The sequence below is a fragment of the Methylobacterium sp. Leaf106 genome (assembly GCF_001422895.1).
Lineage (GTDB): Bacteria > Pseudomonadota > Alphaproteobacteria > Rhizobiales > Beijerinckiaceae > Methylobacterium > Methylobacterium bullatum.
Genome location: NZ_LMNB01000036.1, coordinates 171634 through 190182, shown reverse-complemented (window position 1 = coordinate 190182; position 18549 = coordinate 171634). Strand labels below are relative to the sequence as shown.

The 18549-nt window shown below is 68.6% G+C and carries 18 protein-coding genes; 12 read left to right on the top strand and 6 right to left on the bottom strand.

Annotated features, from left to right (window positions below; all coding sequences use genetic code 11):
• Positions 1 to 100 precede the first annotated feature (100 nt).
• A complete protein-coding gene (locus tag ASF34_RS21760) occupies positions 101 to 874 on the top strand; it encodes an invasion associated locus B family protein (protein ID WP_018043705.1) in 774 nt (257 codons plus the stop codon).
• Between the two features lie 111 nt (positions 875 to 985).
• Here the strand turns inward: ASF34_RS21760 and hspQ are convergent, their stop codons facing one another.
• Positions 986 to 1339, bottom strand: a complete 354-nt coding sequence (gene hspQ / locus ASF34_RS21755) for a heat shock protein HspQ (protein WP_056164652.1) — start codon at positions 1337 to 1339, stop codon at positions 986 to 988.
• Positions 1340 to 1631: 292 nt separating this feature from the next.
• A complete protein-coding gene (locus ASF34_RS21750; protein ID WP_018043703.1) occupies positions 1632 to 2684 on the bottom strand; it encodes an HpcH/HpaI aldolase/citrate lyase family protein in 1053 nt (350 codons plus the stop codon).
• Between the two features lie 329 nt (positions 2685 to 3013).
• On the opposite strand from ASF34_RS21750, the gene ASF34_RS21745 reads away from it, so the two are divergent.
• Positions 3014 to 4294, top strand: coding sequence for a patatin-like phospholipase family protein (locus tag ASF34_RS21745; RefSeq protein WP_056164543.1), 1281 nt, complete (start codon positions 3014 to 3016; stop codon positions 4292 to 4294).
• A gap of 3 nt (positions 4295 to 4297) precedes the next feature.
• Here ASF34_RS21745 and ASF34_RS21740 read toward each other — a convergent pair whose 3' ends face one another.
• On the bottom strand, positions 4298 to 5500 hold the full coding sequence (locus ASF34_RS21740; protein WP_056164540.1) for an FAD-dependent monooxygenase: 1203 nt from the start codon (positions 5498 to 5500) through the stop codon (positions 4298 to 4300).
• A gap of 301 nt (positions 5501 to 5801) precedes the next feature.
• Here ASF34_RS21740 and ASF34_RS21735 point away from each other — a divergent pair, with 301 nt between their 5' ends.
• Together ASF34_RS21735 and ASF34_RS21730 are read left to right on the top strand one after the other, a co-directional pair.
• Entirely contained in the window at positions 5802 to 7193 is a 1392-nt protein-coding gene (locus ASF34_RS21735; protein WP_056149689.1) for a GntP family permease, read from the top strand.
• Positions 7194 to 7288: 95 nt separating this feature from the next.
• The gene (locus ASF34_RS21730) at positions 7289 to 8095 is read left to right on the top strand and encodes an alpha/beta fold hydrolase (protein ID WP_056164537.1); all 807 of its coding nucleotides are present in this window, start codon (positions 7289 to 7291) and stop codon (positions 8093 to 8095) included.
• Positions 8096 to 8318: 223 nt separating this feature from the next.
• Here ASF34_RS21730 and ASF34_RS21725 read toward each other — a convergent pair whose 3' ends face one another.
• The gene (locus ASF34_RS21725) at positions 8319 to 8522 is read right to left on the bottom strand and encodes a hypothetical protein (protein ID WP_018043697.1); all 204 of its coding nucleotides are present in this window, start codon (positions 8520 to 8522) and stop codon (positions 8319 to 8321) included.
• 218 nt (positions 8523 to 8740) lie between these two features.
• On the opposite strand from ASF34_RS21725, the gene ASF34_RS21720 reads away from it, so the two are divergent.
• Both ASF34_RS21720 and pncA read left to right on the top strand, forming a co-directional pair.
• On the top strand, positions 8741 to 9715 hold the full coding sequence (locus ASF34_RS21720; RefSeq protein ID WP_056164535.1) for a quinone oxidoreductase family protein: 975 nt from the start codon (positions 8741 to 8743) through the stop codon (positions 9713 to 9715).
• 40 nt (positions 9716 to 9755) lie between these two features.
• Positions 9756 to 10400 carry a bifunctional nicotinamidase/pyrazinamidase gene (pncA, locus tag ASF34_RS21715; protein ID WP_156465804.1) on the top strand — a complete coding sequence of 215 codons (645 nt, stop codon included), beginning with the start codon at positions 9756 to 9758 and terminating at the stop codon, positions 10398 to 10400.
• Positions 10401 to 10425: 25 nt separating this feature from the next.
• Here pncA and rimO read toward each other — a convergent pair whose 3' ends face one another.
• Positions 10426 to 11769 (bottom strand): 30S ribosomal protein S12 methylthiotransferase RimO, encoded by a 1344-nt coding sequence (gene rimO, locus ASF34_RS21710; RefSeq protein ID WP_056164532.1) that lies wholly within the window; start codon positions 11767 to 11769, stop codon positions 10426 to 10428.
• A gap of 271 nt (positions 11770 to 12040) precedes the next feature.
• On the opposite strand from rimO, the gene pabB reads away from it, so the two are divergent.
• Genes pabB through ASF34_RS21690 form a run of 4 tightly spaced genes read left to right on the top strand, consistent with a single transcriptional unit; the run spans position 12041 to position 15297 of the window.
• Positions 12041 to 13450 (top strand): aminodeoxychorismate synthase component I, encoded by a 1410-nt coding sequence (gene pabB, locus ASF34_RS21705; protein WP_056164529.1) that lies wholly within the window; start codon positions 12041 to 12043, stop codon positions 13448 to 13450.
• Positions 13447 to 14049: an anthranilate synthase component II gene (locus ASF34_RS21700; RefSeq protein WP_056149681.1), complete on the top strand. Its 603-nt coding sequence runs from the start codon at positions 13447 to 13449 to the stop codon at positions 14047 to 14049. The genes pabB and ASF34_RS21700 overlap by 4 nt, the downstream gene beginning before the upstream one ends.
• Positions 14036 to 14881, top strand: coding sequence for an aminotransferase class IV (locus ASF34_RS21695; protein WP_056164517.1), 846 nt, complete (start codon positions 14036 to 14038; stop codon positions 14879 to 14881). The genes ASF34_RS21700 and ASF34_RS21695 overlap by 14 nt, the downstream gene beginning before the upstream one ends.
• Before the next feature lie 14 nt (positions 14882 to 14895).
• Positions 14896 to 15297, top strand: coding sequence for a DoxX family protein (locus tag ASF34_RS21690; protein ID WP_056164646.1), 402 nt, complete (start codon positions 14896 to 14898; stop codon positions 15295 to 15297).
• A 37-nt stretch (positions 15298 to 15334) separates the two neighbouring features.
• Here the strand turns inward: ASF34_RS21690 and mazG are convergent, their stop codons facing one another.
• Positions 15335 to 16165: a nucleoside triphosphate pyrophosphohydrolase gene (mazG, locus tag ASF34_RS21685; RefSeq protein WP_200913348.1), complete on the bottom strand. Its 831-nt coding sequence runs from the start codon at positions 16163 to 16165 to the stop codon at positions 15335 to 15337.
• A 702-nt stretch (positions 16166 to 16867) separates the two neighbouring features.
• Here mazG and ASF34_RS21680 point away from each other — a divergent pair.
• Positions 16868 to 17986, top strand: a complete 1119-nt coding sequence (locus ASF34_RS21680; RefSeq protein WP_056149677.1) for a replication protein RepA — start codon at positions 16868 to 16870, stop codon at positions 17984 to 17986.
• A gap of 89 nt (positions 17987 to 18075) precedes the next feature.
• The gene (locus tag ASF34_RS21675) at positions 18076 to 18546 is read left to right on the top strand and encodes a winged helix-turn-helix domain-containing protein (RefSeq protein WP_056164514.1); all 471 of its coding nucleotides are present in this window, start codon (positions 18076 to 18078) and stop codon (positions 18544 to 18546) included.
• Positions 18547 to 18549: the final 3 nt, after the last annotated feature.

Genomic DNA, 18549 nt, shown 5'->3' with positions numbered 1-18549 from the left:
GCGGGTTTCGATCCGCACCATCGAGTTCAGGAAACGCCTTGCTGGGCTCGAGAGCCGCAGCATTCCTTCGTCATTCGCGATATCCAAGGGGTCAGAGCTGATGTTCTTTGCCAACCGTCCCGCGCGCCCGATGCGCGCCGCCGCGATTCTCGCCCTGGCCGGCATGATGGGCAATACGGGCTTGGCGGCACCGGCCTTCGCCCAGGCGCCGAAGGGCAAGGCGCCCGCTCCGGCCGCCCCGGCACCGGCGGCTCCGGCCACCCAGACCCCGGCCGCCCAGCAGCCGGCCGGCCCGCAGATCGTCAACGTGAAGTCCGAGCCGTCCCAGGCCGACTGGACCAAGGTGTGCGGCAAGGACCAGAACACCAGCACCGACGTCTGCTACACAACCCGCGACTTCGTCTCCGACCAGGGCCAGCCCGTCCTCGCCGTGGCGGTCTACGACATGAAGAACGCCCAGCAGAGCGTGCGCGTGGTGCGCTACCTGCTGCCGCTCGGCCTGCTCCTCGGCCCGGGCATCCGCTTCACCGTCGATGGCCAGCAGGCGACCCCGGGCAAGTTCGCCGTGTGCTTCCCCAACGGCTGCTTCGCCGAAGCCGGCAATGTCGGTAACGACCTCGTGAACGCGCTGAAGAAGGGCACCACCCTCAACATCAGCGTCCAGAACCAGGCCCAGCGCGAGGTGACCTTCGCCGTGCCGCTGGCCGGCTTCGGCAAGGCCTTCGACGGCCCGGCCGTGGACCCGAAGGTGCTGGAAGAGCAGCAGAAGAAGCTCCAGGCCGAGCTCGAGAAGCGCAGCGAAGACATGCGCAAGAACCTGGAAAAGCAGAACGCCGCCGGTACCGCTGCCGGAAGTGCCGCTCCGAAGCCCTGAGACCGAGCCCCGGCCTCGATCCGAACATGAAAAAGGCCGGGCTCGTCGCCCGGCCTTTTTCATGCGCACATTCGACGACGGCGCCCCATGCAGTGGGGGACCGTCCCGCACTCAGTTCGCGTGCGCGCTCCGGAGACGGTAGGCGCCGTCCGAATCCCGCTCGAACACCTCCGGAATCCCGGCATGGCGCAGGGCCTCGCCGGATGTATCGGGAACGAGGTTCTGTTCGGAGACGTAGGCCACGTACTCGCTCTCCGCGTTCTCGGCGAGGAGGTGGTAGAACGGCTGGTCCTTGCGCGGCCGGACCTCCTCGGGGATCGCCAGCCACCATTCCTCGGTGTTGTCGAAGATCGGGTCCACGTCGAAGACGACGCCGCGAAACGGGTAGATCCGGTGGCGCACCACGGCGCCGAGGCCGAACTTGGCGGTGCGCGTCTGGATTCCGGTGGGAGAGAGATCGGTCATGACGCCAAAATAGGATGCGTCGGACAGGTTGTCATCGGCGGCGTTGCCACGCCGCATCGCAAGGAGCCATCTCAGGCCGCAGATCTCGGAACGACATCCGGCCGATCGCTTCGGGATCCGTGGCTGCGGGAAGCGGCGGTGAGGGGGGGCGAACGAACGAGGCTGTGCCTGAGCCGCCCCCTCACCGTCGGCTGCCGCCTCGCTTCATGCCCCGACGAGGGGGCATGAAGCCCTCTCCCCGCGTGCGGGGAGAAGGGGAGCCAGGGGAGGCCATCTCAGTTCGGGCCAGAGGTCACTTCAGGCCGTAGGTCTTGGCGAGTTCCGGGTCCTTCTCGGCCACCAGCCGGGCGAGGTCGACGATGACCTTGGCCTGCTTCCACGTGGCGTCGTCCTGCATCTTGCCGTCGAGCATCACCGCACCGGTGCCGTCCGGCATCGCCTCGACGATCCGCACCGCGAAGGCGACCTCCGCCGGATCGGGGGCGAAGACGCGCTTGGCGATGGCGACCTGGTTCGGGTGCAGGGTCCAGGCGCCGGCGCAGCCCATGAGGAAGGCGTTGCGGAACTGGGCCTCGCAGGCATCCCCGTCCGAGAAGTCGCCGAACGGGCCGTAGAAGGCCTTGAGGCCGTTGGCCATACAGGCATCGACCATCTTGGCGATGGTGTAGTGCCAAAGGTCCTGCTGGGCGCTGGCCCGAGCGGCGCCGTCGCTCGTCGGGTCGGCGATGACACGGTAATCCGGGTGGCCGCCGCCGACGCGGGTGGTCTTCATGCCGCGCGAGGCGGCGAGATCGGCGGGGCCGAGGCTCATACCGTGCATGCGCGGGGAGGCGGAGGCGATGGCGTCCACGTTGGCGACGCCCTCGGCCGTCTCCAGGATGGCATGGACGAGGATCGGCTTGCCGACGCCGTGCTTCGCTTCGAGCTGGGCCAGCAGCTGGTCGATGTAGTGGATGTCCCACGGACCCTCGACCTTGGGCACCATCACCACGTCGAGCTTGTCCCCGACCTGGGACACGATCTCGAACAGGTCGTCGAGAATCCAGGGGCTGTTGAGGGCGTTGATACGGGTCCACAGGCCTGTGCCGGACGCGGCGAAATCGGTCGCCTGCGCCATGGCGACGAAGCCCTTGCGGGCCGCCTCCTTCTGGTCGACCGGCACGGCGTCCTCGAGGTTGCCGAGCACTACGTCCACGGTGGCGGCGAGGTCCGGCACACGGGCGCGGACCTTGTCGTTGTGAGGCGGCACGAAGTGGATCATCCGCTCGAGCTTCACCGGCAGGTCACGGAACGGGGCCGGGGCGCCAGTGGCGAGGGGCTGGAAGAAGCGGCGCGGCAATTTCATGGGGTCTCGGGCTCCGTGTGTCGATCGATCGTCGGACTGGGTCATCGCTCTGGATATCGTATTCAGGACGATGCCATAGGATGTTCAGGTCGCATCATCTTTGCCGAAAACTCGGGTCGGACTTTTCGGGGTGAGGCTCTAGCCTCGAAGCGGTTAGTCAAGGTTACCCCCCACGTAAAGGCGGGTTCGAGGCGAAGACCACTTTCCCAACGACGTGCGCTGGCGCATGTTCGACGCAGGGGCCCGTGCAGCGGGTAGGAACCGGCAGGTACAGGCCGGGTTCTCGCAACAGAGGCGGGCGTTTCGAGACTCATCAAGGACACTCTATCATGTCCGGATCATCGACCCGACACGGTCTCCTCTACGCTGCCGGCCTCGTCACGATGCTGAGCGTCGCCGCGCCGGGCGAAGCCGCTCCGGCCCATGCGGGCGCTCCGGCGAGAACCGCTTCTCCCAGGGACTCCTCCAAGGCATCGCCCGCCAGAGCATCCGAGCGCGTGCCGTTCACGGCCGGTGACGCCGCCGAGGCCCGGCCCGACGGCCTGAAGGGCCAGCTACGGATCGCGGCCGACGACACCAAGGCATTCCAGAGCCTCATCGACGGCGCGAGCGCGGCGGCCGATCCGTGGCTTGTCCTGTCGGGTGGCGGCGAGAACGGGGCCTTCGCCGCCGGCCTTCTCAACGGCTGGTCGAAGGCCGGCGACCGGCCCGATTTCGGAATCATCACCGGGGTGAGCACGGGGGCGATGATCGCGCCCTTCGCCTTCCTCGGCTCCAGCGCCGATGCGACGCTGGCGCGGGCCTATACCGAGATCTCCGCCGCCGACGTGTTCGAGTTCGGCGGCACCAATGAGGCGCTCACCGATACCTGGCCGCTCAAGCGCCGGATCGACCGGATGGTGACGGGCAAGCTCCTCGCCGACATCGCCGCCGAGCACGCCAAGGGACGGCGCCTGCTGGTGGCGACCACCGCCGTGGACAGCGAGCGCCCGGTCCTGTGGGACATGGGCGCCATCGCCTCCGAGGGCAGCCCGAAGGCGCTCGACCTGTTCCGCTCGATCATCCTCGCCTCCTCGGCGGTGCCGGGCGTGTTCCCGCCGGTGATGCTCGACGTGATCGGTACGGGCGGGAAGCGCTTCCAGGAGATGCATGCGGATGGCGGCACCACCGCGCCGTTCTACCTGGCGCCGGAAGCCGCGATCCTCGGCAAGGCCAAGGTGAGGCTTCCCACGAGAACGGTCTACCTCGTGGTCAACAACACGGTGACACCGGACTTCCAGATGGCCACACGCACGACCCTGAGCGTGCTCGGCCGGGCGATGTCCGCCGCGATCAAGGCGCAGACCCGCGCGGCGCTCGCCCTCACGGAGCGTTTCGCCGAACGCAACGGCCTCGATCTCGAGGTGGCCGAGATCGACAACCGGTTCACGCGCACCAGCTCGGCACCCTTCGACCAGGATTACATGAAGGCCCTGTTCGCCCATGGCGAGAGCCTCGGGCGCGACGGCACCGCCTTCAGCCGCGGAACCCCCGCCGCCTCGATCCCCACCGGATCGACGGGCGACCGTGTCGGGTCGGCGGAATCGCCCACGAGTCTCGCCCGGCGCTGACCGTCACCGCATCAGCGAGGGTGCGCCCAGGCGCGGCAGAACCCCCTCGCGCATGACGATGCGGCGCAGAGGTCCGATCGTCGTCATGGCCAGGAGTCCCAGGCCACGCAGGGCGTCGATGGGGATCAAAGAACTGAGCAGGCTGCGGTTGAGGGTGTCCACCGCCGCCGTGCGCAGGCGGGCATCCAGCGACCGGGACCGGGCGAAGCCGGACAGGGCCTGGCGCGAGCCCGGATCGCGTCCGTCCGAGGTCGCGGCCAGGACGCTGTCACGCATCGCCGCCGCATCGCGCAAGCCGAGATTGAGCCCCTGCGCACCGATGGGCGGGAAGGCGTGGGCCGCCTCGCCGATGAGCGCGATGCGAGGCCCGACCGGGGAGGCGACGGAGAGGCCCCGCATGGGAACGAGCCCGCGCGGCCCGTCGATGCGCATGGCTCCGAGCATGGCCTGGGCCTGGTTCTCGATGGCGCGCGCGAGGTCGGCATCCTCCAGTTCGGAGAGGCGGCGCGCCGGTCCCGCGCCGGTGACCCAGACGAGGCTGGACCGATGCCCACCGGGGAGGGGGACCAGGGTGAACGGCCCCTGCCGGGTATGGAACTCGGTGGAGACGTCCCGGTGCGGGCGCTCGTGGGCGAGCAGCGTGGTGATGGCGGCCTGCGGATAGGACCACTCCCTGGTGGCGATGCCGGCCTGCTCCCGCATGCGCGAGCGGGCACCGTCCGCGCCGACGACGAGGCGAGCGACGACGGGTCCGCCCTCTTCCAGACCGATCCGGGCCTCGTCGGCATCCCGTTCCAGCCCCACCGCGTCGCTCTCGAACAGGGTCAGGCCGGGAGCCGACCGGGCCTGCGCCCGCAGGGTCTCCACGAGGCGGGCGCTCTCCACGTTCCAGCCGAAGGCGGGAAGGCCGATCTCGGTGGACACGAACCGGGCCGGCGGCGGACGGAACAGGCTGCCCGTGTCATCGACGATATGGAGTTCGGCGAGCGGCGCTGCATGCGGCGCCACCTCCGCCCAGGCCCCCAGCGCGTCGAGGAAGCGCACCGACCCGTCGAGGAGGGCGACCGTGCGTCCATCGGCGACGGGGGCGTGGCGGCCGACGAGGGCCGTGGCGATGCCCTCTCGGGCCAAGGCCAGGGCGAGACCGAGCCCAGCGGCACCCGCGCCAACGACGGCCACGTCGAAACGGGGAGGGGACGAATCCATGCATCGCTCCTCGGCGAGGGGTACCCTCACCAGACCAGTCGAAGCGGCACCGACCGGACCGCTGCCGTTTCAAATAGGTGCCGTCCGTCTCGGGTCACCTCGCTGTGGCATTGCCACGCTGCGGCTTTTAAGCAGGTTTAGCAAAAGTGGTCACCGGTTTTGCATCCCAAAACCTGCGACACTTCAAAGGCCTGAGCGAGGTGAAGCGTTGGCATTGCCAATGCGAACCTGCCTTAGCATCAGCTGAGCGTCCCGACAGGGGCAGAGTGCCCGGAGGTTGCCCCATCATGAGAGCGTCGTCATGAGCCTCGCCATCGCGCTGCTGGCGCTCGGATTCCTGATGCTCGTCGCCTATCGCGGCTTCAGCGTCATCCTGTTCGCCCCGGTGGCGGCGCTGCTTGCCGTGCTGCTCACCGACCCGTCCGCCGTGCTGCCGGTCTTCTCCGGCCTGTTCATGGAGAAGATGGTCGGCTTCGTGAAGCTGTACCTGCCGGTCTTCCTCCTCGGCGCGGTGTTCGGCAAGGTCATCGAACTGTCGGGTTTTTCACGGTCCATCGTCACCGCCGTCATCGATCTCGTGGGTGCGCGCCGGGCCGTGCTCTCCATCGTGCTGGTGTGCAACCTGCTCACCTATGGCGGCGTCTCGCTCTTCGTCGTGGTGTTCGCGGTCTATCCCTTCGCGGCGGAAGCCTTCCGGTTGAGCGAGATCCCCAAGCGCCTCATCCCCGGCACCATCGCGCTCGGCGCTTTCTCCTACACGATGGACGCGCTGCCCGGCACGCCGCAGATCCAGAACATCATCCCCACCACCTTCTTCGGCACCAACACCTGGGCCGCCCCCTGGCTCGGTCTGATCGGCGCCGCCTTCATCCTCGTGGCCGGCGTGGCCTATCTCGACCGGCGCATCGCCTCGGCCAAGGCCAGAGGAGAGGGCTACGGCAGCGGCCACACCAACGAGCCGACGCCCGTCTCCGACGAAGCCCTGGCGCATCCCCTGGTGGCGCTGCTGCCGCTCGTCGTGGTCGGCCTCTCGAACCTCGCCTTCACCGCGCTCATCCCGCGCCTCTACGGGGCGAAGACCGAGACCATGCTGGCGGGGCTCGACAAGCCCATCGTCACCACGGTCTCGTCGGTCACCGCGATCTGGGCGGTGGAGCTGGCGCTGCTGGCCGGCATCCTCACGGTCTTCGTCTTCGCCTGGAAGCCGGTCTCGAAGAGCTTCGCCGAGGGCAGCCGCGCGGCGGTGGCCGGCTCGCTGCTGGCGGCCATGAACACGGCCTCCGAATACGGGTTCGGCGCGGTCATCGCGGCCCTGCCGGGATTCATCGTCATCCGCGAGGCCCTGTCGGCCATCCCCGACCCGCTGGTCAACGAGGCGGTGACGGTGACGGCGCTGGCCGGCATCACCGGCTCGGCCTCCGGAGGGCTGAGCATCGCCCTCGCCGCCATGTCCTCCACCTTCATCGCGGCGGCGCAGGCGGCCCATATCCCCATGGAGGTGCTGCATCGGGTGGCCGCCATGGCGAGCGGCGGCATGGACACCCTGCCCCATAACGGCGCCGTCATCACCCTGCTCTCGGTGACGGGGCTGACACACCGGCAGGCCTATGCCGACATCTTCGCGATCACCGTGCTCAAGACCAGCGCGGTGTTTCTCGTGATCGGGGTCTATTACTTGACCGGGCTGGTGTGAGGCTCGGTCAGAGGCATCGCGGTTCCCGATGGCCTGGACTTTCTCAGGGCGCGGGCGGCCAATGCCGCGACATCCGATGCGACGGGAGCCTTCCGATGGATCGTCGAACCTTCCTGACACTCGCGGCCGCCGGTGCCGCATTCCCGCTTGGCGCGGACCCGGCCAAGGCGGAATCAGCCAAGGCGGACCCAGGCAAGGCGGACCCAGGCAAGGCGGCCCCGCCGCCGGCGCGGAACGTCGTCCTCGTCCACGGCCTCTTCGCCGACGGGTCGTGCTGGTCCGAGGTCATCGGGCGATTGCAGATGGCGGGCCTGACCGTCACCTCCGTGCAGAACCCGCTGACCACACTCGACGAGGCGGTGGCTTCGGTGCGGCGGGTGCTGGCGCGGCAGGACGGGCCGACCGTGCTCGTCGGCCATTCCTTCGCCGGCATGATCGTCTCCGAGGCCGGCACCGATCCGAACGTATCCGCCCTCGTCTACGTGGCGGCCCGCGCGCCGGATGCCGGCGAGGATTACGCGGCCCTGGCACGAACCTTTCCGACGCCCCCCGCCAGCGCCGGCATCGTCTTCGACGGAGAATACGGGCGCCTCGGCGAGGCGGCCTTCCTGCGTGATTTCGCCGGCGACCTTCCCGAGGCGAAGGCGAAGGTGCTCTACGCGGTGCAGCAGCCCTTCGCGAAGGCGCTGCTGGCGGGCAGGACCACCCAGGCGGCCTGGCGATCGAAGCCGAGCTTCTACGCGGTCTCGACGGAGGATCGGACGATCGACCCCGATCTCGAACGCTTCATGGCGAAGAGGATGGGCGCCACGACGATCGAGGTGACGGCGAGCCACCTGTCCCTGATCTCCCAGCCCGACACGATCGCGATGCTGATCCTGAACGCCGCCGGACGGCCCTGAGGCATCTCGCGGGATCAGGGCGATGCCACAGCCCGAACTCCCGTTTGCCGACTGCCGGGACCTGTCCTATCGTCCGATGCGGCGGTGCCGGATCATCGCCGGGAGAGGAGAGCTCACCATGGCATTCTTCATCGGGATCGCAGGTCCCTGGCTGGTTATCGCCGTCCTCGACCTCCTGGCGATCCGCCGCGACCTGGAACTGTCGCGGATCCCGTGAAAAGCTTCAGCCTTCCGGCTCCTCGACGATCTTCAAGGTGAGTTGCGTGAACGGCCTGATTTCCCAGGCGATCCCGGCCTTGAACATCATCACCACCCGGCAGCGGTCCATGACCTCGAAGGCGGGAAGGCCTGGCTCCGGCTGGAACACGAGCCCCGCGACGACGGCGGGATCGTAATCGGCGGGCCTGATCCAGACGATCTCTTCCATGGAACGCGGCACCCTCCTGCGCAGCTGCCGGGGAACGATACCGACCGGCCTGTCTCACGCGAAGCCGGGCGATGGTCTGCAACGGCCATGCCGCCCGCACTCGCCTCGGGCAAGGCGCCTCGATCGCCGGCGTCAGGGCTCGGCTCGGCAGCACTGGGCTTGCCCCTGACAGCAGGCAGCTTATGTCGCGTCCATCGGTCAGACGAGGAGTGACGACGATGCCCAAGGCGATCCGGGTCTACGAGTATGGCGAGCCCGAAGTGATGCGCTACGAGGAGGTGGCGGTCGGCGAGCCCGGCCCCGGCCAGATCCGCGTCCGCCAGACGGCCATCGGCGTCAACTTCATCGACATCTACTTCCGCTCGGGCGCCTACAAGGCGGCGCAGCTCCCCTTCACGCCCGGCAAGGAGGGTGCGGGCGTGGTCGCCGCCATCGGCGAGGGCGTCACCGGGTTCCGGGTGGGTGAGCGCGTGGCCTACGGTTCGGCCGAGGGCACCTATGCGGAGGAGGTGGTGATCAATGCCAGCGCCGCCGTGCATCTCGCCGACGGGGTCGACGACGCCACCGCCGCGGCCATGATGCTGAAGGGCCTCACCGCCGAGTATCTCCTGCACCGGACATGCCCGGTGAAGCCGGGCGACACGATCCTGTTCCACGCCGCCGCCGGCGGCGTCGGCCTCATCGCCTGCCAATGGGCCAAGCATATCGGCGCCACCGTCATCGGCACGGTGGGCTCGGCCGAGAAAGCGGAGCTGGCGCGGGCCAATGGCTGCGACCACGTCATCCTCTACCGCGACGAGGATTTCGCCGCGCGGGTGAAGGAGATCACCGGCGGCAAGGGCGTGCGCGTCGTCTATGACGGCGTCGGCAAGGACACCTACCCGGCCTCCCTCGACTGCATCGCCCCGCTGGGGATGTTCGTGAGCTTCGGCTCCGCCTCCGGCCCGATCGAGAACTTCAATCTGGCCCTCCTCGCCCAGAAGGGCTCGCTCTTCGCCACGAGGCCCACGCTGTTCACCCATGCGGGGACGCGGGCCACCCTCGATTCCATGGCCGAAAACCTGTTCGGCGTGGTGGCGAGCGGGGCGGTGAAGATCCCCGTCCATGCCCGGGCGAAGCTCGCCGACGCGGTGCAGGTGCACAAGGATCTGGCCGGACGCCAGACCACGGGCGCCACGATCATGACCCCGTGATCCGGGTATCCCGTGATCACCTGACGACAGGAGGAGGCGGATGATGCCCCCAGGCGAGCGCGACCTTCTCCTCGTGGTCGACGTCCAGAACGACTTCCTGCCCGGCGGAGCCCTCGCGGTGCCGGACGGCCATGCGGTGATCGCCCCGATCAACCGCCTCGCCGCCCTGTTCCCGCACGTGGTCCTGACCCAGGACTGGCATCCGCCGGGCCATGTCTCCTTCGCCTCCAGCCATGCGGGGAAGTCCCCCTTCGAGACCGTGGACCTCGCCTACGGCCCTCAGGTCCTCTGGCCCGACCATTGTGTCGAGGGCTCGCCCGGTGCCCGTTTCTCGTCCGAGCTTCACGTCGATTGGGCCGAACTGGTCATGCGCAAGGGCTATCATGCCCATACCGACAGCTACTCGGCCTTCTTGGAGGCCGATCGGAATACGCGAACGGGGCTCGACGGATACCTGCGCGAGCGCGGGTTCGAACACCTCTATCTCACCGGTCTCGCCACCGATTACTGCGTGCTCTGGAGCGCGCTCGATGCCCGCAAGGCAGGCTTTGCCGTCACCGTCATCGAAGATGCGGTGCGGGGGATCGATATCGACGGATCGGTGGAACGCGCTTGGGCAACCATGCGTGAGGCTGGGATCGAACGGATCACGATCGGGGCGATCGGGGCGATCGGGGGCGGATAGAACCTGAACACGCCGGTGCGCGGTCCTAAACCGCGCTGCCGTAGAGGTCGTAGGCGTCGGCCCGCTCGATCTTCACGGTGACGATGTCACCGACCCGCAACGGCCGGCGCGAGGTGACGTGGACGTTGCCGTCGATCTCCGGCGCGTCGTATTTCGAGCGGCCCTTGGCGATGCCGCCATTGGCCTCGTCGATGATGACGGGCAGGCGCTTGCCCACGCGCGCCTTCTGCAGGCGGACCGAGACACCCTGCTGCGCCTCCATGAAGCGGCGCTTGCGCTCGGCCTTGAGTTCCGGCGGGACGAGATCGCCGAGTCCGTTGGCCACCGCGCCGCCTACGGGCTCGTATTCGAAACAGCCGACGCGCTCGAGCTTGGCTTCGCGGATCCAGGTCAGCAGCTCTTCGAACTCGGCCTCGGTCTCGCCGGGGAAGCCGACGATGAAGGTCGAGCGGATGGCGAGGTCCGGGCAGATCTCGCGCCAGCGCCGGATCCGCTCGAGCTGTTTCTCCTGGTTGCCCGGCCGGCGCATGCGCTTGAGCACGGATGGGCTGGCGTGCTGCAGCGGCATGTCGAGATAGGGCAGGATCTTGCCCTCGGCCATCAGTGGGATGACGTCGTCCACGTGCGGGTAGGGATAGACGTAATGCATCCGCACCCAGGCACCGAGCTCGCCGAGTTCGGCGGAGAGGTCGTAGAACTTCGCCCGCACCTCGCGGTCGCGCCAGGGGCTCGTGGCGTAGCGGATATCGACGCCGTAGGCGCTAGTGTCCTGCGAGACCACCAGCAATTCCTTGACGCCGGCCTTCACCAGCTTCTCGGCCTCGCGCAGCACGTCGCCGGCCGGCCGGCTGACGAGATCGCCGCGTAAAGACGGGATGATGCAGAAGGTGCAGCGGTTGTTGCAGCCCTCGGAGATCTTCAGATAGGCGTAATGGCGTGGGGTGAGCTTCACCCCCTGCGGCGGCACAAGATCGAGGAACGGGTCGTGCGCCGGGGGCACCGCCTCGTGCACGGCGGCCACCACCGATTCGTAGGCCTGCGGCCCGGTCACCGCGAGGAGGTTCGGATACTTTTCGCGAATTTCCTCGGGCTGGGCGCCCATGCAGCCGGTCACGATGACGCGTCCGTTCTCGGCCATGGCCTCGCCGATGGCCGAGAGCGATTCTGCCTTGGCCGAATCGAGGAAGCCGCAGGTGTTGACGATGACCACATCCGCCCCGTCATGCCGGCGCGCGAGCTCATAGCCTTCCGCCCGGAGATGCGTGAGGATGCGCTCGGAATCCACCAGCGCCTTGGGGCAGCCGAGAGAGACGAACGAGATCTTGGGCGCGGCTTTCGCCGGGGTCGGAATGGTGACGGGTACGGTCATGGTCGCTCGTCGGTCGCGGCCGAGGAAAACTCGACCGGCCGTGATTCTCGGGGCGGAGGGTGCCGGGTTGCAGCCTTCCTATACGCCCATCCTCGCGCGGTTGCGAGGGCGGCGGTTCCGGGCACCATGCCGACAGCCTGCACGGCCCATGCAGCCCGCGCGGCTTCCGTCGAACCGCGACCCGTGTCACCTGTGGCGCGTTATCAGGAAACCATGCCGCAGGAGGGGCCCGTGTCCCCGCCCGCGCGAAGCTCTTAAGTCCGACAGCATCATGTGGACCCGCGAGATCCCCTTCATCGATCCCGTCGCGGCGGCGGAGGCGTTCTCGTCCCTGCCGGGGCTGGCCTTCCTCGACAGCGCCATGCGCCACGAGACCCTGGGGCGCGTCTCGATCGTGGCCGCCGACCCGTTCGGGCGGTTCCGCTACGCGAACGGCCGCGCGACGCTCGACGGACGGCCCCTCGAGGGGCGGCAATCCGGCGAAACTGGCCTGGAGGCCCTGCGCGCCTGCCTCGCGCCCTACCGGCTGGCGGGGGACGAGGGAACCGGTTTTCCCGGCGGAGCCATCGGCTATTTCGCCTACGATCTCGGCGCGAGCCTGGAGCGGGTGAGGCCGCCGGCCCGCCGGGCCGGCCTCACCGACGACATCGCCTTCAACCTCTACGACACGGTCCTGTCCATCGACCATGACAGCCGGACCTGCCGGCTCATCGCCACCGGCTTTCCGGAGCTCACGGAATCCGCCCGCGCCGACCGGGCACGGGCGCGGCTCGACCGTTTCGCGGAGTTGCTCGCGGCCGGCGGAACCGGAACGAGGACGGAGACGCCGCCGCTTGCCTGGGGCTCCAACTTCACCAGGGCCTCCTACGAGGCGGCGGTGGAGAGGGTGCGCGACTACATCCGGGCCGGGGACATCTACCAGGCCAACATCGCCCAGCGCTTCGAGGCGGCGCTGCCGGCGGGATACGATCCCTTCTCGCTCTATCACCGCCTGCGCGAGACCAACCCGGCGACCTTCGGCGCCTATCTGTCCTTCGGTGCTCTCACCATCGCGTCGAGCAGCCCCGAGCGCTTCATGAAGCTGCAGGGCAGGGCGGTGGAGACCCGGCCGATCAAGGGTACCGTGCGCCGGGTGGAGGATCCCGCCGAGGACCGGGCTCTGGGCGAGGCGCTCCAGGCCAACGTCAAGGAGCGGGCCGAGAACATCATGATCGTCGATCTCCTGCGCAACGACCTCTCGCGCATCTGCGAGCCGCACAGCGTCAAGGTGCCGGTCCTGTGCGGGCTCGAATCCTACGCCTCGGTCCATCACCTCGTCTCGGTGGTGACCGGGACCCTGCGCCAGGGCCTCGACGCCATCGATCTGATCGCCGCCACCTTCCCCGGCGGCTCGATCACCGGGGCGCCGAAACTGCGCGCCATGGACATCATCACGGAGATCGAGGGCGATGCCCGCGAGCTCTATTGCGGGGCCATCGGCGCCATCGGTTTCGACGGGTCGCTCGACACCTCCATCGCCATCCGCACCGTGTTCATGGACGAGGCCCGCGCCGTGCTCCAGGCCGGGGGAGGGGTGACGCTCCTCTCCGACCCGGCCGCCGAATACGAGGAGACCCTGACCAAGGCGGCGCGGGTCTTCGCCGCCTTCGAGCCGGATCGCAACCGGGGCGAGGCGTCATGATCCTCGTCGTCGACAATTACGATTCCTTCGTCTTCAACGTGGTGCGCTACGTGGAGGAGCTCGGCCAGGAGGTGAAGGTGCTGCGCAACGACGCCGTCGACGTCGCCGGCATCCGCGCGCTCGCCCCCGAGGCGCTGATCCTCTCTCCCGGCCCCTGCACCCCCAACGAGGCCGGCGTGACCCTGCCCGCCATCGAGGCCCTGTCCGGCGAGATCCCGATCCTCGGCGTCTGCCTCGGCCACCAGGCCATCGGCGCGGCCTTCGGTGGAAGGGTCGAGCGGGCGGCGAGGCCGCTCCACGGCCAGGCGACGGCGATCCGGCATGACGGGTCCGGCCTGTTCGCGGGCCTGCCCGACCCGATGCAGGTGGGCCGCTACCATTCCCTCATCGTCACGCCCCAGCCCGGCATGGACGAATCCCTCGTTATCGACGCCGTGTCGGGGGAGGGCGAGGTGATGGCCCTGTCCCACCGGCGCCACCCGACGATGGGCGTGCAGTTCCACCCGGAATCGGTGCTGACCGAGAACGGCCACGCGGTGTTCGGCAACTTCCTCGACCTGGCGCGCCGGTGGCGGGAGACCCGCGATGCTGTGGTTTGACGGCGCCCTCCACGAGGGCAACCGCCACGGTTTCGACCTCGCCGACCGGGGCCTGACCCTCGGGGACGGCCTCTTCGACACGGCCCTCTGCCTCGGCGGCCGCATCGCCTTCCGGGAGGCGCATCTCGCCCGGCTCGCCGCCTCGGCCGCGGATCTGGGCTTTTCCATCGACCGGGAAGCGGTGGGGGAGGCGATGCATCTCGTCGCCGCCGCCATCGGCGACGGCGCGCTCCGCACCACGGTGACCCGCGGCTCGGGCCCGCGCGGCCTCGCTCCGCCGGAGCCGGCCCGGCCGGTCTGGTGGATCGCCGCCACGCCGCGCCAGGCGGGATCGGGCTTCGCGCCGGTCTCCCTCCATCCGAGCACGATCCGCCGCAACGAGACCTCGCCGGCCGCGAGGATCAAGACGCTGGGCTATCTCGACGCCATCCTCGCCGCCCGGGAGGCGAAGGCGCGGGGCTTCGACGAGGCCCTGTTCCTCAACACCGGAGGCCACCTCGCCTGCGCCGGGACCGGCAACCTCTTCGCAATCCTGGACGGGCGCCTCGTCACCCCGCCCCTGTCGGACGGCGTGCTGCCCGGCATCGTCCGGGCGCAGGTTCTCGGCTTGGCGCGATCCCTCGGCATCGGGACCACGGAACGCTCCCTCGCCCTCGATGAGGTCCTGGCCGCCGAGGCGGTGGTCATGACCAATTCCCTGCGCGGCCTGTCCCCCGTCACGACGATCGGGACGACGGCGTTTCCCGGCGGGCACGAAGCCGTCGCCGCGTTGAGCCACGGGCTCCGCCGTCTCATCGCCGAGGAATGCAGCGTCGCACCGGAAGTGGCGTGAGGCCGGAGACCATCATGCCGGAGGCCCCCAACCGCCTGCTCTCGCGGCTATGCCTCGCCGCGCTCTATGGCGGCATCGGCTTCCTCCACCTCGCGGCCGCCGACAGCTTCCTGCCGATCATGCCCGATTGGGTGCCCTGGCCGAGGCAGGTCGTCATCCTGACGGGCTTCTACGAACTCGCCTGCGTGGCGGGCCTGTTCGTCGCGCGCACCCGCCGCGCCGCAGGCTACGCCCTGGCCGCCTACGCGATCTGCGTGTTCCCGGCCAACATCAAGCACGCGGTCGAGGGGATCTCCGTTCCCGGCCTGCCCGACAGCTGGTGGTATCACGACCCCCGCCTCGCCCTGCAGCCGGTTCTGGTCTGGTGGGCGCTCCACGCCACGCGGATCGTCGATTGGCCGTTCGGGCGGCGCTAGAGCGCGGGCGGCCGAACGGACCGAAGCGAGCCGGCGATCAGGCTTCCGAACGCTTCACCCGCTGCCAGGCGGCCTCCATGGCGGGAAGATCGGCCTCGTCCAGGCTTGCCCCATCCTCCGCGATCAAAGCCGCCATGGCGTGGAAGCGCCGCTCGAACTTGATATTCCCTTTTTTCAAGGAATATTCCGGGTCTATTCCGGAATGCCGGGCGAGATTCACCACCGCGAAGAGCAGGTCGCCGATCTCCTCGGCGAGGTGATCCGGATCGTCCCGCCCGAGCGCGTCGGCGACCTCGTCCACCTCTTCGCGGATCTTGGCGACGACCGAGGCCGCGTCCGGCCAGTCGAATCCGTGCCGCGCCGCGTTGCGGCTGATCTTCTCGGCCCGGGTGAGGGCGGGCAGGGCCTTGGCGACGGAGCCGAGGAGGTCGCCCCCGGCGTGTTCGGACGGTCCCGTCTTCTCCGACCGCTCCGCCACTTTCGAGGCGGTCCAATTGGCGTCGAGCTGCGCCAGGCTCAGGCGCTCGGGACCGTCCGCCAGCGGCGACCCATCCGCCTCGAACACATGCGGATGCCGCCGGATCAGTTTGGTGCAGATCGTCCGGACCACGTCGTCGAAAGCGAAGCTCCCGGCCTCCTCGGCGACCCGTGCCTGGAACACAACCTGGAGCAGGAGATCGCCGAGTTCGCCTTTCAGTTCGTCGAGATCACCGCGCTCAATGGCGTCCACCACCTCGTAGGCTTCCTCCAGCGTGTAAGGCGCGAGGGTTTCGAGGGTCTGGACCTGGTCCCAGGCGCAGCCCCGTTCGGGATCGCGCAGCACCGCCATCAATCGCAGCAGGGTCTCGATCGGCAAGTCGGATGTCACGGGTTCACCACGCTTGGGAAATCGGAGGATCGGGGAGAAGCGGAAGCGAGTGTCGGACCAGGGTTAGGCCACGCGGCGGGGTTTCCTCAACCCGCTGTCGCAAGGTGCGCGGTCCATCCTCGTCTGTGCCGAACCTGTGGACCGGGAGAGGAGGAATTCTGGAAATTCCAAGATATCGATCAAAAAACCGTGCCGTCCGTCAAAACGAACGATCCTCCGGACCCTTAGGAAAGATATCAGTAACCTCTTTTTAGAGAGTCAGTTCAGCAAGTTATATGGGACGGCGAATTCGCGTGGTCGTCCCGTGGGTTGAGCCCCTTTTGCGTATCGAACTCTGCGCGGGGACGTATCGAATTCTGCGTGGCTCCGTATCGGATTCTGCGCTGTCGCGGCCCCGATCCGTATGGGATTCTGCGCCGATCCGTATGGAATTCTGCGGGGAGAACGGGGTTTGCCGGTGAAGTATGGGGATAGAACGGAATTCCGGCCCGTATCGAACTCTGCGTAGGCGCCGGAACGGCCAGGGGGCGGTCTCTTCCGGTGGCGGGATCGCCGAACCGGTGCGGCCCATCCCCCGGTTGCCGGGTTTCGTGGCCGGGCCCGTGGATTGTCGGGATAAGATCCGGCCCCGGCGACTCCTAGCCTCGGAATCGTGCGATGGCGGACGTTCAGTGACGAGAGCCGCCGGTATCGATGACAGCCATGGGGATCGAGGAGAAGCTCGCCCAGATCCGTGATCCCGACCTCTTGGAGGAGGTCGAGGCCGGCCGCGGCAGCTTCCTGTTCGGAAGCATCGTCGAGCACATCCTCCACCGGCAGCGTGCCCGCGACGCCGAGGCCTCGATCCTGCGCGAGGCCGCCGACATGCGCGGCGCCATGCCCCGCGACCGGCGTCGGCGCGACATGGTGCGCGAGGTCATCGAGAACGAACCGACCCTGCCGGAGAACCTGCAGCACATCCACAGCGTGCTGGCCCTGTGCGGCCTGCCTTATCGCGATCCGGGCGATGCTCGCGAGTTCTTCCGGGAATACGGCCGCAACTCCCTCAGCCTGCTGGCCGGCCGCCTCAAGAACCCGGTCAATGGCGAGATGGAGTTCCAGGGCCTGCCCTACGGCCCCAAGGCCCGCCTCGTCCTGCTGCATCTCTGCACCGAGGCGGTGCGCCAGCGCAGCCCCACCATCACGGTGGCCGACAGCCTGTCGGGCTTCATGAAGGAGATGGGATTTTCCGTCACCGGCGGCGAGCGCGGCACGATCCGGCAGTTCAAGGAACAGCTCAACCGGCTCGCCGCCTGCACCCTGCAGATCGGCCTCTGGGACGGCAGCGACAAGGCCAGCACCCTCAACGTGCCGCCCTTCCGCCAGCTCGACCTCTGGCTCTCGCACGGATCGGGGGAGGGGCAGGTCTGGTCGAAGACCGTCCAGTTCCACCAGGATTTCTACGACAACCTGATCCAGCACGCCCTGCCGGTGGATATCCGCGCGGCCCGCGCCTTCGCCGGATCGGCCCGCAAGCTCGATCTCCTGTTCTGGCTCGGCTACCGCCTGCGCGTCCTGCAGCGCCCGCTGCGGCTGACCTGGGCCAACCTGCACAGCCAGTTCGGCGCCGACAATGCCAGCATCCGCAGCTTCCGGCAGGCGTTCAAGGCCGATCTCGCCCATATGCAGGAGGTCTTCCCGAAACTGCCCGTCTCCCTCGACGAGGCCGGCATGATGCTCCAGCCCGCCCATCCCAGCGCCCTGCTGGTGCCGCCCAGGCTCGGCGGGGCGAAGGCGGGCGCATCCAAGGCCGGTGCGGCACGGCGCGCCCTCGCGGGCTGAGGCATCTTCCAAATATCCGTTGGGAATATTCCATTATGATGCGTCTTCTGTTAGATATTCCATAATTGGAATATTCCAGAGGTATCACCATGTTCCTGACGGAAGCCGAGGCCGAGGCGCGCCTCTCCGACCTCTATCGTGAACGGTCCCGCATCGAGCGGGTCATCGCCGACCTCACGCTCTTCCTCGATATCGGCCGGCGGATATCCGTGCCCGCCCGAGGAGCAGTGGACGGGCGGCGCGATCCGGCCCCGGTCGCCCCGTCGCCGGATACGGCAAGCGAAGAGCCCGCCGGCGAATCCGGCGGCGACCGGTCGCAGGCCCGGCGCGAGGGCCGTCTCCTCATGGAGGCGGCCTCCGAGATCCTCGAGGAGGCGGGCCGTCCCCTCCATGCCGCCGAGATCCTGGAGGGACTGACCCTGCGCGGCCTGTCGGTCCCCGGCATCGACCCGGTGGCGGCCCTCAACACCCGGCTGTGGAAGCGCTCGGGGCCCGACGGTCCGTTCCAGCGCCTCGGCGACGCGGTCTATGCCCTCGCCTCCGGGCCCGACGACGCATGAGGC

What these genes read in the sequence shown, in the direction of transcription:
- ASF34_RS21760 (WP_018043705.1), top strand. Translation starts at nt 101, where the DNA reads ATGTTCTTTGCCAACCGTCCCGCGCGCCCGATGCGCGCCGCCGCGATT.
- hspQ (WP_056164652.1), bottom strand. Translation starts at nt 1,339, where the DNA reads ATGACCGATCTCTCTCCCACCGGAATCCAGACGCGCACCGCCAAGTTC.
- ASF34_RS21750 (WP_018043703.1), bottom strand. Translation starts at nt 2,684, where the DNA reads ATGAAATTGCCGCGCCGCTTCTTCCAGCCCCTCGCCACTGGCGCCCCG.
- ASF34_RS21745 (WP_056164543.1), top strand. Translation starts at nt 3,014, where the DNA reads ATGTCCGGATCATCGACCCGACACGGTCTCCTCTACGCTGCCGGCCTC.
- ASF34_RS21740 (WP_056164540.1), bottom strand. Translation starts at nt 5,500, where the DNA reads ATGGATTCGTCCCCTCCCCGTTTCGACGTGGCCGTCGTTGGCGCGGGT.
- ASF34_RS21735 (WP_056149689.1), top strand. Translation starts at nt 5,802, where the DNA reads ATGAGCCTCGCCATCGCGCTGCTGGCGCTCGGATTCCTGATGCTCGTC.
- ASF34_RS21730 (WP_056164537.1), top strand. Translation starts at nt 7,289, where the DNA reads ATGGATCGTCGAACCTTCCTGACACTCGCGGCCGCCGGTGCCGCATTC.
- ASF34_RS21725 (WP_018043697.1), bottom strand. Translation starts at nt 8,522, where the DNA reads ATGGAAGAGATCGTCTGGATCAGGCCCGCCGATTACGATCCCGCCGTC.
- ASF34_RS21720 (WP_056164535.1), top strand. Translation starts at nt 8,741, where the DNA reads ATGCCCAAGGCGATCCGGGTCTACGAGTATGGCGAGCCCGAAGTGATG.
- pncA (WP_156465804.1), top strand. Translation starts at nt 9,756, where the DNA reads ATGATGCCCCCAGGCGAGCGCGACCTTCTCCTCGTGGTCGACGTCCAG.
- rimO (WP_056164532.1), bottom strand. Translation starts at nt 11,769, where the DNA reads ATGACCGTACCCGTCACCATTCCGACCCCGGCGAAAGCCGCGCCCAAG.
- pabB (WP_056164529.1), top strand. Translation starts at nt 12,041, where the DNA reads ATGTGGACCCGCGAGATCCCCTTCATCGATCCCGTCGCGGCGGCGGAG.
- ASF34_RS21700 (WP_056149681.1), top strand. Translation starts at nt 13,447, where the DNA reads ATGATCCTCGTCGTCGACAATTACGATTCCTTCGTCTTCAACGTGGTG.
- ASF34_RS21695 (WP_056164517.1), top strand. Translation starts at nt 14,036, where the DNA reads ATGCTGTGGTTTGACGGCGCCCTCCACGAGGGCAACCGCCACGGTTTC.
- ASF34_RS21690 (WP_056164646.1), top strand. Translation starts at nt 14,896, where the DNA reads ATGCCGGAGGCCCCCAACCGCCTGCTCTCGCGGCTATGCCTCGCCGCG.
- ASF34_RS21680 (WP_056149677.1), top strand. Translation starts at nt 16,868, where the DNA reads ATGGGGATCGAGGAGAAGCTCGCCCAGATCCGTGATCCCGACCTCTTG.
- ASF34_RS21675 (WP_056164514.1), top strand. Translation starts at nt 18,076, where the DNA reads ATGTTCCTGACGGAAGCCGAGGCCGAGGCGCGCCTCTCCGACCTCTAT.